This is a genomic window from Bifidobacterium angulatum DSM 20098 = JCM 7096 (genome assembly GCF_001025155.1).
GTDB classification, from domain to species: Bacteria; Actinomycetota; Actinomycetes; order Actinomycetales; family Bifidobacteriaceae; genus Bifidobacterium; species Bifidobacterium angulatum.
The window spans coordinates 1,843,961-1,858,645 of the sequence record NZ_AP012322.1 but is presented as its reverse complement, the minus strand read 5'-3'; the positions used below and the strand labels follow the sequence as shown (position 1 = coordinate 1,858,645).

The following is a 14,685-nucleotide window of genomic DNA, read 5'->3' as shown; positions in this document are numbered from 1 at the left end:
CTGACTGTTTTGGAAGGTTGTTTTTATGACTGGTGCGGTGGAATATCCGGATCTGGTGGTTGTGGGTGCGGGCCTGTTCGGCCTGACCGTGGCGCAGCAGGCCGTGGAGCACGCGGGCGCGAGGGTCGAGATCATCGACGTGCGCGACCACATCGGCGGCAACGCGTACAGCTACATGGACGAGGAGACCGGCGCGGAGATCCACAAGTACGGCGCGCACCTGTTCCACACGTCCAACAGGCGCGTGTGGGACTACGTGAACCGTTTCACGTCGTTCACCGGCTACGTGCACCGCGTGTACGCCACGCACGACGGGGAGGTGTACCCCCTGCCGATCAACCTGGGCACGATCAACCAGTTCTTCCACGCGAGCTACACGCCGGCCGAGGCCAGGGCCCTGATCGCCGGGCAGGCCGGCGAGCTGGCGGGCACGGACCCGCGGAACCTCAACGACAAGGGCATCTCGCTGATCGGCCGTCCGCTGTACGAGGCGTTCATCAAGAACTACACGGGCAAGCAGTGGCAGACCGACCCGAAGGACCTGCCCGCGGGCATCATCAGCCGCCTGCCGGTGCGCTTCAACTACGACAACCGCTACTTCAAGGACACGTGGGAGGGCCTGCCCGCGGACGGGTACACCGCGTGGATGGAGCGCATGATCGACGACCCGCGCATCCACGTGACCCTGGGGGCCGACTTCTTCGACGGGTCCCAGCCGTTCAACAGGAAGGACCTGGCCGCGGCGGGCGTGCCGGTCGTGTACACGGGCCCGGTGGACCGCTACTTCGACTACTCCCTGGGCGAGCTCAAGTGGAGGACCGTGGACTTCAGGGAGGTGCGCTACGACGAGGGCGACCACTTCGGCTGCCCGGTGATGAACTTCTCCGACGCGGACGTGCCGTACACGCGCGCGATCGAGTTCAAGAACTTCAACCCGGAGCGCCGGGACTCGCAGAACCCGGACAGGACGGTGGTGTGGGAGGAGTACAGCCGTTTCGCGGAGCGCGGGGACGAGCCGTACTACCCGATCAACACGGAGGCCGACAGGGAGCTGTACGCGCGCTACGAGGCGCTGGCGGAGGCGGAGCCGCTCACGGTGTTCGGCGGGCGTCTGGGCACGTACAAGTACTACGACATGCACCAGGTGATCGACACGGCGTTGACCGCGTACGAGGAGCGGGTCGCCCCAATGCTCAAGAAGTAGGTTTACCCTACGTAAAGAAATAGGCTGTACAGCATGCTGCACAGCCTATTTCTGTATGAAATACATTAAGGAACCTTGGTGAAGCCCGTGCTCTTAAGGTAGTTCTTTCCGATGGTCTGATCGTATTGAACCAGCTTGTAGTCCTCAAGGAGTTGTTGTGCCTTGCGGCTTACTTTGGTGGCCTTGATCCTATTGCCATTCTGATCCAAATATGTTGCTTTGCCTTGGCCGATGCCGCCGTTGGAACCGATAACGCGACTCATAGCCGGAATCTGCTGCTTCAAGTCGGTCAGCATGGCAAGATACGGCGAAACCTTGGCATTCATATGCTCAGCGGCCAAAGGCATGAAATAGTTTGAAGAAGTGTAGGCGGTTGTGCTGGGATCGACTTTGGCCCCGTGCGAAACGGAAGCGGAATTCGACCAAATGAAGTAATCCGTTTCATGCAAGACGGTCTTATTGTTCTTATTCTCATCCGCAGTGGCATAAATACCTGGCAAGTGATCGCCGTAGAAGATCACCGTAATGGGCTTATCCATCTGGTCAAGCTGATTAAGGAAATCCGCTGTTTCCTGGTCGGTCCAGTTGATGCCCTTGGTATAGGCGTCGATATTGTATTTTTTGCTCTCAGACAGCCCCTCAGATATGTCGGCATCAACAAACTCGTTATTGTCGTAGAAATCGCCATACGGCATATGGTTCTGCATGGTTACCAGCTGCAGGAACTGAGAATCGTTGGAATCCTTCTGCTTATCCAGCAAATCGACAACGCTCTGATAGGCTTCGCTGTCGCTCACGTAAGGGGACCGGTCAATGCGATCGGTGTGCTTCAGTGGAATCTTGCTATCAAGCGTGTATAGATACGAGAAGCCAAACTTCTTGTAATTGATATTGCGCAGATACATGCTTTGCATGAACGGATGCACTGCAGTGGAACCCTTTGTTCCGTATTTCTGCGTCCAGATCTGATTGAACGAGTACGGGTCGGACTGGTTCGGCACCAACTGCTGATAGGGGACAATCAAGGAATCATTGAAGTTTGCGAGGTTCAGACCGGTCAATGCCTGATATTCAATATTTGCTGTGCCGCCACCATAGCCAGGAGAAAGCATAAGACCGGAAGTCGTGCTGTTCTTGATGTTCCGGATATTCGGTATCGGATCAGTTGTGAGGGTTATCCCCGGTACACGAGTGGGGTCGGAGAAGGTCTCGGAGAGAATCATAATCACCGTATTATCGGTGAGCTTATTCTGACGGGTCTGATTGATAGATTCCGCTTCTTTGGCATATTTCTGGGCGAGAGCCTCCATGGTCTTGCGGTTGTAATCGTTCGGCTTATCCATGGCCTTGATCTTTGACAGGCTCAGGAACGTAGTGGCAGGACCATTGGCCTGAGCGTCGCCCAAGGCATTCCAGAGTTGAGGCGTATAACCATTGTCTTCGGCCCACTCATACGTTTTCGAGCCGGGAGTTCCAAGACCGATGACATAAGAAGTCAGGAACGCGACGCTGAGTACTGCGGCAAGGATGCGTGATGCGGTTCCTACAATGTTCTTGACATTTGCGATTGGGCGGCGCCAAGAGCAATGGATGAAACGCCTGCGCTTGTCCAATACGAAAAGAACGAGCACAATAATCGCGAACCACACCACAAATTTGATGGCACCATCGACAAACCCTTGGCTCGACTCCGGCACGAACGACATGATGCTACCGGTATCGCCTCCGGAAATAAACGTCAAATCCGCTGGAATAATCGGTTCGTTACGGAGCTGCACTTTGATGCTGTTTGCTACGCCAAATGCGGTTATCACAACACCGAAAACGAGAGTGGCAATCCAGAACCTATTGGTTACGAAAACCAGCGCGAGATAAATCAGAGCCAAACCAACAAAACTGACAAGGCAGACGTTTTTCTGCTCAACCCACATCTGGCTGATGAATCTGGTGACCTGCCCGGCCACGCTTTGAAGAGCTTTAGCGGTGTCGTCAACCACTTCGTCTTTGCCGTAGGAGGGTTCGGAATACATGCCCCATTGCAGGAAAATGACCTCAGCGGAAGTGAGTATGAAGAACACGATGGCGTAGAACGCATAGGAGAACCTCATGCGTTTGTTCCACAAAGAATCGGGACTCCGAAAGAAATCAATGATGAAGCGTATTGCTTTGAGATTAGTGAACGCGTGCCATGCTGTGCGTACGGGAGTTGTGATGCTGCGCCATGCCGTACGTGCAGGAGCTGCGGCAGTGCGAATGCGCGATGCGAAGCCTCCGTTTTGTCTGTTGTCCGGATCGTTTCCGGAATCCTGACTGGTCTGATTGTCTTGTTCGGATACAGCGTCCTGTTCTTTGGCATGTTCTTGTTCGTCTATAGAGTCCTGCGTTGCACGGGTCTCCTGTTCCTGAGCTACTTCCTGCTCGGTCTTGGCCTCTTGTTCTTCGGCATGTTCTTGCTTATTCATAGTGTCTTGTTCCATAGCGGCATCCTGCGCTGCTGTTGCTGCCTGCTTTGCGTCAGCGTCTTCTCCGCTTTTTCCGGTTTCGGCAGGGGTCTGTGCGTTCTGCTCACTCTCATCGTTGGGCGAAGGGATAGGAGTAGAGGGGGTGCTGCTGTTAGAGGATTCGGATTCCGCAGTTGTGTCCATGTCCTCGGGTTCATTCTCAGGACTCAGCGCTTGCGAATCGTCAAACATCATTGGCATCCCTCATGTCATGCCCCGTTGCTTTCGGGCTCGTACTCCGTTAATCGACTACGCAATAGTAGTCGTGCCGGTTGGACGAACGCATGTCTGAACAAACGCTTAATGACTGCTGAGGGGGGCTTGAGCGCAGTATACAGACCATGCGGCCAAGGTAATGCCGTCAGTGATCTCTCCGTTTGCGATCATGCGCTGCACTGTTGTGGCAGGTACCCAACGCAAGCTGGCAAGTTCCCAATCGGAATTTTCAACGTGTTCGGTATAGCTGCGGGGAACCGTGATTCTCGCAACGGCGATGTCATCGCGTAATACGCCGGTATCGGCGTGAATATGCTGCAGAATCGTTACTTGACTGGAGGAAACATGCATTCCAGTTTCTTCGGCAAGCTCGCGGATAGCAGTACGAATGGGGCCTCAGTCTCCTTTGCCATTCCACGTGGGAACTCCCACGCCCACTGCTGCGTGGCGACTCGCCAATGGCGGGCAAACAGAAAAACGGAGTTACCGTGTTCGTCTGGCTGTTCCACGATGCAAACAGCGCCGGGTCTGCCGTTCTTTACGGATGCCACATGGAACCGTAGATGCTCACCTGTTTCACGAACAATTGCCGTGCTCTTCATCACTGAGAAATCAGCACCGCCATGCTCGTGGAACACCTCGCGCTCCGATTCGATGACGAGAGGCGGCAGGGCATCCTCGACCGGTACAACAGGTTGCCGAACATGCTGGCTGTGTTCCTGTGCTGCATCCATCTGTCAATCTCCTATAAAGTTACGTTCGGCGTTATTTTGCGCAGCATCAAGCGTAGCGATAGTACACTCGAACAAGCATTCCTCGAATGTGTCGGCACGGCCGGAAATGGTGATCGAAGGGCCATCCTTGTACGACTTGTCTAGTAATGCGTTTACTGTGCTCGGGCCTAAAGCCAAAAAGAACACTCCGTCACATACTTCAACATCGGTGAACATGATCTGCTGGCAGTACAGGTATGCGGTGCGGAGTATTCCCGCGAAATATGTGGCGAATTGCGTGTGCTCGTTCAGCAGATTCTCACAGACGCGACGCTCATGGTCCTTGTGCCAAAGATTCTCAAACACAGTCGATTGCGCTAATGGGGAATTCTGCTCATCTTGGAACGCTTCGGCGAGTAATTTCCGCCATGCCCGTTTCTGCTCGGTGGAATCGAAGTTGGTGACCATGATGGCACGCGGTCGCAGTGTGGGAAGTCTCTGGATGACGGCTGGATGTTGTGCTCACAATCATTGATTGTAGCGACGGTTTTGTGCGAGCGATGCCTGTTCTCCCCCCTCACTGGCCCTGGCGCCTGTAGCGTTCCTCGGTCGCGGCCTTGGCGGGCTCCCACCAGGCGCGGTTGGCGGTGTACCATTCGATCGTCTGCCTCAGGCCGGACTCGAAGTCGGTGTGTGTGGGCTTCCAGCCGAGCTCGGTCTGCAGCTTGGTGGAGTCGATGGCGTAGCGGCGGTCGTGTCCCGGGCGGTCCTTCACCCAGTCGAACGCGTCCTCGGCTCGGCCCATCATTTTCAGGATCATGCGCAATACGTCGATGTTGTTCCGCTCGCCGTCCGCGCCGATCAGGTACGTCTCGCCGATCCGGCCCTTCGTCAGGATGGTCCACACGCCGCTGGAATGGTCCTCGGTGTGGATCCAGTCGCGCACGTTCTCGCCCCTGCCGTAGAGCTTCGGGCGCTGCCCGTCCAGGATGTTCGTGATCTGGCGCGGGATGAACTTCTCCACGTGCTGGTACGGGCCGTAGTTGTTCGAGCAGTTCGAGATCGTGGCGCGGATCCCGTACGTGCGGGTCCACGCGCGCACGAGCATGTCGCTCGCGGCTTTCGTGGAGCTGTACGGCGAGCTCGGATGGTACGGGGTGTGCTCGGTGAACCTGGCCGGGTCGTCCAGCGCGAGGTCGCCGTACACCTCGTCCGTGCTCACGTGGTGGTAGCGGATCCCGTGCTCGCGCACGGCCTCCAGCAGGCGGAACGTGCCCTCCACGTTGGTCCTGAGGAACGGCTCCGGGTCCGCGATGGAGTTGTCGTTGTGGCTCTCGGACGCGTAGTGCACGATCGCGTCGTGGCCCGGCACAATGCGCTCCAGCAGGTCCGCGTCGCAGATGTCGCCCACCACGAGTTCCACGCGGTCCTCGGGCAGGCCCGCGATGTTCTCCGGGTTGCCCGCGTACGTGAGCTTGTCCAGCACGGTCACGTGCACGTCCGGGTGGTTGTTCACCACGTAGTGCACGAAGTTCGAACCGATGAAGCCGCAGCCACCGGTCACGATGATGTTATGGGGAGTAAACAGTTCTTCGGTCATAGTGCATGAACCATATGAGTGCTTTGACGTCGGCATTGCTTATGATGCCTGTGCCAATCGCAGTAAACTGATGGTCAGTGCTTACCTTGGACTTTGCGCACGGCAACTTTCATAAGCTCGCGCTGCTTCGAACCAATAGGTGCTAGCACATCCACATATTTGCGGATTGGGCTGTCCTCGGCAATGGCGCGCTCGTGGTGCTGTGGAGGCTCGATGCCGGCAAGCAATGCCATCATCTGCAAGGAGAACGGCGTCTTGCTCGCATAGTTCCAATACAACGGCCCGAAATCGCACCACGGGTTCTTCCACGGCTTGTCGTAATCGGCATAGTGCACAATCTTCGGAGATTTACGCGAATCCATGTATTCCTGGAACATACTTGCCGGAGCGAAATCGAATACGCCGTGTACTCGCCCGCCGCAGTCGTGCATCACATTCCAGGCATAAGGCAGATAGGTGACCGATCCTTCGCATTCCATATTGAGAATGTCCTGGTCGTTATAGATGAAGCCCGGCTGTTGTGCGATTTCCAGCCATTCATGCACGGAATGGATCTCACGCATCTTTTCCAGATTCATCGCCAACACACCGGCCTGGAAATACCCGTAGGGCTTCGTCATATGCAATTGATGCTTCGCATATTCCGCGCGTTCACCGTTCTTCATATTCAGATTGCCGATGAAATCAATATCCGGCACGGCGCCGATCGCATTGTTACCCAGATCAGTGTCATACAATTCCGAGATATCGCCGTTCACCACCATGTCGCAGTCTAAATACAGCACCTTCTTGTAGAAGGGGAGAGCCTCCTGAATGATGAAGCGGTAGTAGGTTTCGATGCTGATATGCGCGTTGTTGGTGGTGAGATTGAACCCGTCGATGGCACGGCTTACGTCGTAGAAGCGCACGGTGGCATTCTCGAATTGCGCGAGGAAATCGGTGATGTTCTGCTTGTTCTCCGCCGAGATGTTTCGTTCCAACACAATCACGTCATAGTGGCGTTCGCACGATGCGTTCTTCAACATCGAATAGATGGTGGTGGTGAGCATCGGCACATAGTTGTCGTCGGCGGCGAACAGCACCGGCACGGTGAAACGAGGATTCGTATCCAACGGTTCCAATGGGGAGAACGGTTCCGGATTGGTGAAATGCACGCACTGCAGGCGTTTGATCTTCCAGTTCGCGCCGGTGCGCTGCTTGTGCGCGAGGAAGATGTTGAGCAGACGCTCGGAAAGATGACCAGGGGTGCGCAGGGTCTGCACATCGGCGGCGGAATGATCCCAATGCGCGGTGAACTCGCTGAGAATGGGGAACAGCCAGGAGCAGTATTCCTGGAATATCGCCTTTTTCATAATGAACATGTTGCAGAAGGCCGCACGGGTGCCGTTGAGTACGGCGTCGGCATCTTCACGATAATCGGGGTGCATCGCGCATAGCACATCGTACATGTGACGCAGATCCTTGAGCTGCAGATGCGGATCTGCGTCCCAATGGTCTTTGAGATTAGTGAAACCGTCGAATTCGCGCACATTGTTCAACGGCGTGGTGATGACATCCCAGCCTTCCACCGCCTGCGCGATGGCAGCATCGTCAAGACCGTATTCGGCAATGGATTCGGCGTTGATGGCGGTGTCGATAATCTCGCCGTAGCTGTTCTGCTTGTGCTCGGTGGTGGTGAAGTCGAAATAGCGGAGGTAATGGCAGAAGCCGTAATAATCGGCGTCGGCGTTCTTCCAAGCCCAATACTGTGCAGTGAGCTCGCAATACATGGGGTTCTTTTCGGAGATATTGTCTCCGGTGTTGTCATGCAACGTGTTCTCGAACAGCGGTTTGCCTGCGGCCTCCGCATTCGCGGCTCCGACCTGAATGGGCAGAATACTAGCGCAATCGGGGAAGACGGCCGGCTTATGCGCCGAAACGAAGATTTTGATGCGCGATAGCTGCGCCGACTGTGCTGGCTGCAATGGCTTGTGCGTAGGCAATGGGTGCTCCCGTCCTTGCGAGGTTGACGTAACAACAGACTGCCCACCAGCCTAGCGCGAGTAGTGGCTGTTCAGGCATATGGCGTTGCTCTCTGAAAAATTTTCGCACATGATAACCCGGGTTGCTGCATTGCCTGCATATTTTCGGCGCCCCCAGCCGCCGCCTGTCGCTACACTGATAACCATGCATTCGTTCCGAAAATCCCGGAGAAGGTCACAGCAACAGTCCCGAAACATGTTTCACGGGATGTTTCACGCTGCCATTCGCCGTGCCAGTGCCGTTGCCACCCGCCGTGCAATCGCCGCACTCGCCAGCATCGCCGCCATCGCGGGCCTTGCGGCATGCGGGCAGTCCGCCGACACCCGCACGCACATCTCCGTATGGAGCTGGGAACCAAGCATGGAAACGGTCGTGCAACGATTCGAATCCGAAAACCCGGACATTGCGGTCGACCTGACCAGCATCTCCGGGTACGACAACCTGAACACCGCCATCCAGGACGGTTACAACATGCCGGACGTGGCGCAGATCGAATACCACGCCCTGCGTCAATACGCGGTATCAAGCCAGCTACTCGACCTGACCGGCAGGGTAGGCTCCGACTTCGGCAGCTTCTACACGCCCGGCACCTGGGCGTCCGTGCACCTGGCCGACAATGTATACGGCCTGCCCATGGATTCCGGCCCCATGGCCTTCTTCTACAACAAAACCGTGTTCAATGACGCCGGCGTGGACGCCACCAAAATCAGAACATGGGACGACTATTACAAGGCCGCCAAAAAGATCAAAGCCACCGGCGCCTACATCACCGCCGACTCCGGCGACGCCAGCTTCTATGACGCCATGATCTGGCTCGCGGGCGGCAAGCCATTCGCCACCAGCCAAGACGGCAAGAACGTAACCGTCAACCTCACCGGAGACAAAGGCGTAAGGAAATTCACCGCGTTCTGGCAGAAAATGATCAACGAAGACCTCATCGACACCCGAAACGTCACATGGTCGGACGGCTGGAAACGCGGGCTCGGTAGGGGCACGATCGCGTCCGTGTTCTCCGGAGCGTGGATGACCTCGCTGCTGCAATCCGATGTTCCCGGCAGCGCAGGCCTGTGGCGCGTAGCGCAGATGCCGACCGCTGACGGCAAACAAGTGACTGCGGAAAACGGCGGTTCCGCGATATGCGTGCTGCAATCCACACGCAAACCGGACGCAGCATACCGTTTCGCCGAATTCGTGGCGCATAACGCCGAAGGCATCAGCGCCCGCGTGGACGGCGGCGCATTCCCCGCCGACCTGCCCACATTGACCAGCCCCGAATTCCTCAGCCGTACCACCATCAAAGACTCGCGTGGACTCGACATCCCCTATTTCGGCGGGCAACAGTTCAACCGCGTACTGGCTCAAGCCGCGAAAAACGTGACGACCGGCTACCAATACCTGCCGTTCGAAGTGTATGCGCGTAGCGATTTCAGCGCGACCGTGGGCACAGCATACCGGTGGGCGAACTCGTGGCAGTCTTATGTGAAACGGCAGAAAGCCGTGAAGGAAGGGCTGCTTGACGATGACGGCAAGCCCCTGAAGCCATTCGATAAGCCGACCGATAAAGTCACGTTGAAACAGGGCATAGCCCTGTGGGAGAAAGACATCAAGGAATACGGTACGAATCAGGGCTTTACCGTGCAGTGAACCGGCAAGCGACGCTCGCTGCATAGCGCCTGCTGCGCCACAGTGCGCTCACCGCACGTTGCGCTTGTAAATCAGCGCCATGCCCTTGAAAATCAGATCCGGATCGTACACGTCGATCACATCGGTATCATCCTTGAAAATCCGACCCAAGCCACCGGTCGTAACCACCTTGAACGGTTCGCCGATCTCCTCACGGAACTGTTGCACGGTACGCTCGATGCCGCCAAGGAACGTGTAATACAGGCCGGCCTGCATGGCGGAACGTGTGTTCGTGGCAAGAATCGACTTCGGGCGCACGATCTCCACCTCAGGCAGCTGCGCGGTCTGCCCCCACAGCGCTTCCGCACCGGCACGAATACCCGTGGTGATATAGCCGGCACGGATCGTGCCCTTGCCGTCGACGTAATTGAACGTGGTCGCCGTGCCGAAATCGGCCACCAGCACCGGGCCCCCATACGTGTAGTACGCGCCGACGCAATCGGTCAGGCAATCGGCGCCCATGGTCTTGGGATCATCCATATGGATGTTGATGCCGGTTTTGATGCCCGGGCCCACGACCATCGGCTCGAAACCAAGGAACTTGATGATCGAGGCGCGGAAGGAATGCATGACCTTCGGCACTACCGAGCAGACGATCACATCCTCCACATCACGCCGCGTATACCCGCTGATCTGCAGGAACTGCGAGATCATCACCGTATATTCGTCCGACGTGTGCAAGGCCTTGGTGGTGATGCGGTAGGAGCCGACGATGCGCTCGCCCTCCAGAAAGCCGATGACGATGTTGGTGTTTCCGATATCTACGGCCATCAGCATGGCAGTGTTCTCCCTTGGTTCGGTTGCCGCGCGGCTGTACGCCACGTTGCGTTGTTCACTACTGAGAGTGTACGCCTCTTCCGGAGTACGGTGGCGATAGTGCGGTGGCGATTCAGGCGGTTGCGCGCAGCGAGGCAAGACGGAGCAGCAACTGGCGGGCCAGATCGGTTTTGCCCATTTTCCGCCACTTTTCGACATTCGGCTGTTGCGGCGCCTGATCGGTTGAGGTATCGCCGCAGGCGGGGGTGAGCACGGTCACCACATTCGTGTCCGTGCCGAAACCGGCGCCGGCGTCGCGCAGATTGTTCGCCACCAGCATGTCGCAATGCTTGTCGGCAAGCTTTTTTGCAGCGTTCTCGATAAGGTTCTGCGTTTCCATGGCGAACCCGCACAGCACTTGCGATCCGTCGGTGCGCTTGTGGGCGCCGACCCAGGCAAGAATATCCGGGTTGGCTACCAGTTCGATCTGGATGCTGGAACGTCCGGCCTTCTTGATTTTCTCGCCGGCCACCTCGCTGACGCGGAAATCGCCGACCGCCGCGGTCATCACGATAATATCGGCAGTTTCGTAAGCTTGCTGCACCGCCTCGAACATCTGCCGTGCGGTGGTCACATGAATGGTTGTGATATTCGGTTCGGCAGGCTCGGGCAGACTGACCGGGCCGCTGATCAACGTGACGGTTGCGCCCAGGGCCGCCGCCTCATGCGCGAAGCCGTATCCCATCTTGCCGGTGGAATGATTGGTCAGGAAACGCACCGGATCCAGCGGCTCCTGGGTCGGTCCGGCCGTGACCAGCACATGCAGACCGTGGAGAGGCCGGGAATGGTTGCCCGTGCTGTTTGCGTTGTCTACAGTGTCGCCTGTGTTGTCTGCGGTGTTTGCGTTGCTGGCGGGGGAGTTCTGGCCTGGCACCTGCGTGGTTTCGCCCAGCAGCTCGTCTACCGCCTGCTCGATCACGGCTGGTTCCTCCATACGCCCTTTGCCGGTATCGCCGCACGCCAGATTGCCGGACCCAGGCTCCACAATCGTCCAGCCAAGCTCCTTGCATATGCGCAGATTGCGTTGGGTTGCCGGATTCTCGAACATGTGCACATTCATAGCCGGGCAGAGCACCTTGACACTGCCGGAATAGGCGAGAATCGTGGAGGTGAGCGTATCGTCCGCCAGCCCCGCGGCGATGCGGGCGATGATGTCGGCGCTGGCCGGCGCGATGACCAACGCGTCCGCCCAGGCGGCATCCGCGATGTGGTTGATGGAGGCGGGAACGGTGGGGTTGCTGGTCACATCGCCTTGGATGGCGGCGGCTGTGACGTTCGGGAACATGGCGGTCCGCGTCTGTGTGTGCGTTAGCGAGGCGAAGGTGAGTGGGGTGACGAACTGTTCCGCCGCCACTGTCTCAATCACACGCACCTTGTGACCTGCTTTGGTCCAGTCGGATGCCAGATGGCATGCCTTGAACGCTGCGATCGATCCCGTGACTCCCAGAAGAATATGCGCCATGCCCGCCAGTATACAAACCGTCGCAAACGAGTGGGACCCAAGTTCATCTGGCTCATCTCATCTGGATTGTCGTCTGCCCTGGTTCGGATTCGACCGTCTTGAGGTATGCGACGGCGGGCATGGCTTCGGGCGCCGGTTCGCCAGATGCTTGGCGAAAGGCTTACCGGTTTTGCTGAAATGCGCTGACGTAATGTGTACCGTTGTGTACGAATGTGTACCGGTACGTTGGCGCATGGGAGAAGAAGGGATCAACGTGTCATGCGCCCCTCGTAGTACAGGGTTTCACGCAGATTGCCGTCGATCACGCCCGCGAAATGCTGCTCGTGCTTGGCCACTGCGGGTGAGCCCAAGTCGCTGGCGTTCTGGTATGCGGCCTGATGATATCTCAGCCAATGGCTGAGCTCCTGCCCTTCCGAGGCGTTCGGCACCTGTGCGGCGGCATATGGGTTCGGCGAAGGAATGATCACGCCATCCTCCACCATTTGCGGTGCGCTGGGCGTTACCGTGCCGCGAACGGTCAGCCAGTGTTCCGTCTGCGGATTTTGCGCGCCGTCCAACGCGGCCACCAGCTCGTCGTTCATTTCGATGCTGGTCACCCATGTCTTTTCGGGAATCGGATGATTCGCCACCGGGGAGCCTGCCGTCACCACATGCCGGATGTTGAACTCGTCGGCCCGGTCGGCGGCGATCTGCGCCGCCACGATGCCTCCCTGCGAGTGTCCGATCAGCGCTACGGAATCATCGGGCTGAATACCCGCCTTGCGCATCGCCTCCACCACCATGCGCGCGCTGTCCGCCTGTTTCCGCTGCTCGGCATCGTCGCTCATCAGCTCGATGTTCTGCTCCCATCCGAATGGTGAATCGGCATGCCCATCCGTGCCGGGAATAGTTACCAGCCAGGCGTTCGTGCCATCCTCGCGTTCGTAGCGTTGTACGGCGATGGTGGCGTATTGCAGTCCTGACCCCAGCTTGTATTTGTCTTCGCCGAGCCTGCGCAGATGCTCCAACGATTCCGCCACGGAGGTGCTCGGGCCGACCATGTCCACGGTTGAACGCACGCGGCGAACGGTCAGGGTATTGCCCTGCGCAAGATCTTTTGCAGGGGCGGAATACTTGCTGATCTTCCCCGCCGACTGGTTCACCTCATCCGTGGAGAACAGGCCCTCGATGAGCGACGAGCCGGCGATCAGCGAGCCGATTCCGGAAAGATAGGCCTCTTGAAACGGCGCAGTCACCCAGGATGCCGCCGATGGTTTCGGCTTGCCATCATTGATCCAGCTTGCGCCCAGTCCGCCAAGAATCAATCCGAACATGCCCAGCGATACCCAGCCGGGAGCCGCCTTGGTCACGGCTTGGCCGGTTTCGTTGAACGCCTGACGGGCTTTCCAATCGGCTTCGCTGTACAGACTGTGCGCGCGAACCAGCAGATCGGCCATGCTGCGCAGCTTCGAACCGTCGGCATCGCAATGCCTGGCATTTTCGGTGCACAGCGAGATAAGACGTTCGTAAGGGAGCGTGCCGTGTGCGGCCGTGGGCGCTACGCCTACTCTGGTGCCGCCCATGCTGCTTGCGCCGGCGAGCGCCATCGTGGAGGTGGGGGAGGCTGGAGTGGAGGAGGCGGCGATGCAGCTGGTAATGGTGTTTGATAATGGTGTGGCTATGGGAACTGTGATGTTGCCTGATAATACTGGGCAGAGTGGCACGCTGGTGCGGTCGCGGGCGAGGTCCATTGCTGCTTGCCGCCAGGCGATGCCGTGCGCGATGAGTTTGCCGCCGGCATCGTCCAGTGCTGTGGCCACGCGGCGGTAGTCCTCTTGTGTGGCTGGTGCTAGTTGGTGCCCGCCGTATATGTATGACGTGACCTGCCATCCCATCATGCGCCTCCTTGCGGTGTGGAGACGTGTGCGATGTGCGCGATTTGGGCGGTGGAGCGTGCTTCGTCATCGTGTGTGCTCAGCGAATTGCGTATGGTGAGCAGGCGGTCTCGATAATGGTCGGCTGCTTTGCCTGTCCAATCGATGCTGTGTGCCGTGGCTAGGGTTTCGCGTATCGATCCGTGGATGGACGCGCTGCTGGCGGCGAGTGTGATGATGCGCTCGTGCCCTTGTGCTGCGATGTTGAGGCATGGGCAGGTGGTGGCTGCCGTTGCCTGTGTGGTGGCGAGGAGCGATGTTGTGTGGTGGCCGGAAAGTGATGTGATGCTCATGCGTTCATTGAACGGGAGGCGTTGGTGTGTTGTCCAGCTGGATGGGGGTGTGTGGTCGGAGCCTTCGGGTTTCGTCACAGGTTCGTCACAAGGTGCTGGTCGTGTGCCGTTGTGTTCAGTCAGCTGTGGCGTTTTTCTGCGGTACTGGTGACACATGCTGTGACTGGAGTGACAGAATATGTCACTCCAGTCACAGCATATGTCGCAAACCCCGCAGTAACTGTCATTAACACTGCATTGGTTGTCGCAAACCCCGCGGTAC

The 14,685-nt window shown here is 57.8% G+C and carries 12 protein-coding genes; 2 read left to right on the top strand and 10 right to left on the bottom strand.

The annotated features are described in order from the left end of the window. The first annotated feature begins 25 nt into the window (after nucleotides 1-25). Complete coding sequence (gene glf / locus BBAG_RS07475; protein WP_047750179.1) at nucleotides 26-1,204, top strand: UDP-galactopyranose mutase; 1,179 nt, start codon at nucleotides 26-28, stop codon at nucleotides 1,202-1,204. A 65-nt stretch (nucleotides 1,205-1,269) separates the two neighbouring features. Here glf and BBAG_RS07470 read toward each other — a convergent pair whose 3' ends face one another. From BBAG_RS07470 to BBAG_RS07450, 6 genes are all read right to left on the bottom strand, one after another. Beyond that, on the bottom strand, nucleotides 1,270-3,900 hold the full coding sequence (locus tag BBAG_RS07470) for an LTA synthase family protein (RefSeq protein WP_003825092.1): 2,631 nt from the start codon (nucleotides 3,898-3,900) through the stop codon (nucleotides 1,270-1,272). A 105-nt stretch (nucleotides 3,901-4,005) separates the two neighbouring features. Then, the gene (locus BBAG_RS08905) at nucleotides 4,006-4,272 is read right to left on the bottom strand and encodes a hypothetical protein (protein ID WP_161786198.1); all 267 of its coding nucleotides are present in this window, start codon (nucleotides 4,270-4,272) and stop codon (nucleotides 4,006-4,008) included. After that, the gene (locus tag BBAG_RS07465; RefSeq protein WP_003825091.1) at nucleotides 4,248-4,655 is read right to left on the bottom strand and encodes an NUDIX hydrolase; all 408 of its coding nucleotides are present in this window, start codon (nucleotides 4,653-4,655) and stop codon (nucleotides 4,248-4,250) included. Before BBAG_RS07465 ends, BBAG_RS08905 begins: the two co-directional genes overlap by 25 nt. A gap of 3 nt (nucleotides 4,656-4,658) precedes the next feature. Beyond that, nucleotides 4,659-5,102 (bottom strand): hypothetical protein, encoded by a 444-nt coding sequence (locus tag BBAG_RS07460; RefSeq protein WP_003825090.1) that lies wholly within the window; start codon nucleotides 5,100-5,102, stop codon nucleotides 4,659-4,661. 109 nt (nucleotides 5,103-5,211) lie between these two features. Then, nucleotides 5,212-6,234, bottom strand: coding sequence for a dTDP-glucose 4,6-dehydratase (gene rfbB, locus BBAG_RS07455; RefSeq protein WP_003825089.1), 1,023 nt, complete (start codon nucleotides 6,232-6,234; stop codon nucleotides 5,212-5,214). A 74-nt stretch (nucleotides 6,235-6,308) separates the two neighbouring features. Next, a complete protein-coding gene (locus BBAG_RS07450; protein WP_231855864.1) occupies nucleotides 6,309-8,216 on the bottom strand; it encodes a DUF4422 domain-containing protein in 1,908 nt (635 codons plus the stop codon). A 247-nt stretch (nucleotides 8,217-8,463) separates the two neighbouring features. On the opposite strand from BBAG_RS07450, the gene BBAG_RS07445 reads away from it, so the two are divergent. Further along, nucleotides 8,464-9,900 carry an ABC transporter substrate-binding protein gene (locus tag BBAG_RS07445; RefSeq protein ID WP_050754763.1) on the top strand — a complete coding sequence of 479 codons (1,437 nt, stop codon included), beginning with the start codon at nucleotides 8,464-8,466 and terminating at the stop codon, nucleotides 9,898-9,900. 48 nt (nucleotides 9,901-9,948) lie between these two features. Here BBAG_RS07445 and BBAG_RS07440 read toward each other — a convergent pair whose 3' ends face one another. The 4 genes from BBAG_RS07440 to BBAG_RS07425 form a co-directional block, all read right to left on the bottom strand. Beyond that, nucleotides 9,949-10,716, bottom strand: coding sequence for a type III pantothenate kinase (locus BBAG_RS07440; RefSeq protein WP_003825086.1), 768 nt, complete (start codon nucleotides 10,714-10,716; stop codon nucleotides 9,949-9,951). Between the two features lie 112 nt (nucleotides 10,717-10,828). Then, nucleotides 10,829-12,217: a bifunctional phosphopantothenoylcysteine decarboxylase/phosphopantothenate synthase gene (locus BBAG_RS07435; protein ID WP_003825085.1), complete on the bottom strand. Its 1,389-nt coding sequence runs from the start codon at nucleotides 12,215-12,217 to the stop codon at nucleotides 10,829-10,831. Between the two features lie 248 nt (nucleotides 12,218-12,465). Then, nucleotides 12,466-14,091 carry a PGAP1-like alpha/beta domain-containing protein gene (locus tag BBAG_RS07430; RefSeq protein WP_033508959.1) on the bottom strand — a complete coding sequence of 542 codons (1,626 nt, stop codon included), beginning with the start codon at nucleotides 14,089-14,091 and terminating at the stop codon, nucleotides 12,466-12,468. Then, nucleotides 14,091-14,423, bottom strand: coding sequence for a hypothetical protein (locus BBAG_RS07425; protein ID WP_033508958.1), 333 nt, complete (start codon nucleotides 14,421-14,423; stop codon nucleotides 14,091-14,093). Before BBAG_RS07425 ends, BBAG_RS07430 begins: the two co-directional genes overlap by 1 nt. Nucleotides 14,424-14,685 lie beyond the last annotated feature (262 nt).

Coding starts and splice junctions, on each gene's coding strand:
- BBAG_RS07445 (WP_050754763.1), top strand. CDS start 8,464: ATGTTTCACGCTGCCATTCGCCGTGCCAGTGCCGTTGCCACCCGCCGT.
- BBAG_RS07470 (WP_003825092.1), bottom strand. CDS start 3,900: ATGATGTTTGACGATTCGCAAGCGCTGAGTCCTGAGAATGAACCCGAG.
- BBAG_RS07425 (WP_033508958.1), bottom strand. CDS start 14,423: ATGAGCATCACATCACTTTCCGGCCACCACACAACATCGCTCCTCGCC.
- rfbB (WP_003825089.1), bottom strand. CDS start 6,234: ATGACCGAAGAACTGTTTACTCCCCATAACATCATCGTGACCGGTGGC.
- BBAG_RS07465 (WP_003825091.1), bottom strand. CDS start 4,655: ATGGATGCAGCACAGGAACACAGCCAGCATGTTCGGCAACCTGTTGTA.
- BBAG_RS07460 (WP_003825090.1), bottom strand. CDS start 5,102: ATGGTCACCAACTTCGATTCCACCGAGCAGAAACGGGCATGGCGGAAA.
- glf (WP_047750179.1), top strand. CDS start 26: ATGACTGGTGCGGTGGAATATCCGGATCTGGTGGTTGTGGGTGCGGGC.
- BBAG_RS07435 (WP_003825085.1), bottom strand. CDS start 12,217: ATGGCGCATATTCTTCTGGGAGTCACGGGATCGATCGCAGCGTTCAAG.
- BBAG_RS07440 (WP_003825086.1), bottom strand. CDS start 10,716: ATGCTGATGGCCGTAGATATCGGAAACACCAACATCGTCATCGGCTTT.
- BBAG_RS08905 (WP_161786198.1), bottom strand. CDS start 4,272: ATGCATGTTTCCTCCAGTCAAGTAACGATTCTGCAGCATATTCACGCC.
- BBAG_RS07430 (WP_033508959.1), bottom strand. CDS start 14,091: ATGGGATGGCAGGTCACGTCATACATATACGGCGGGCACCAACTAGCA.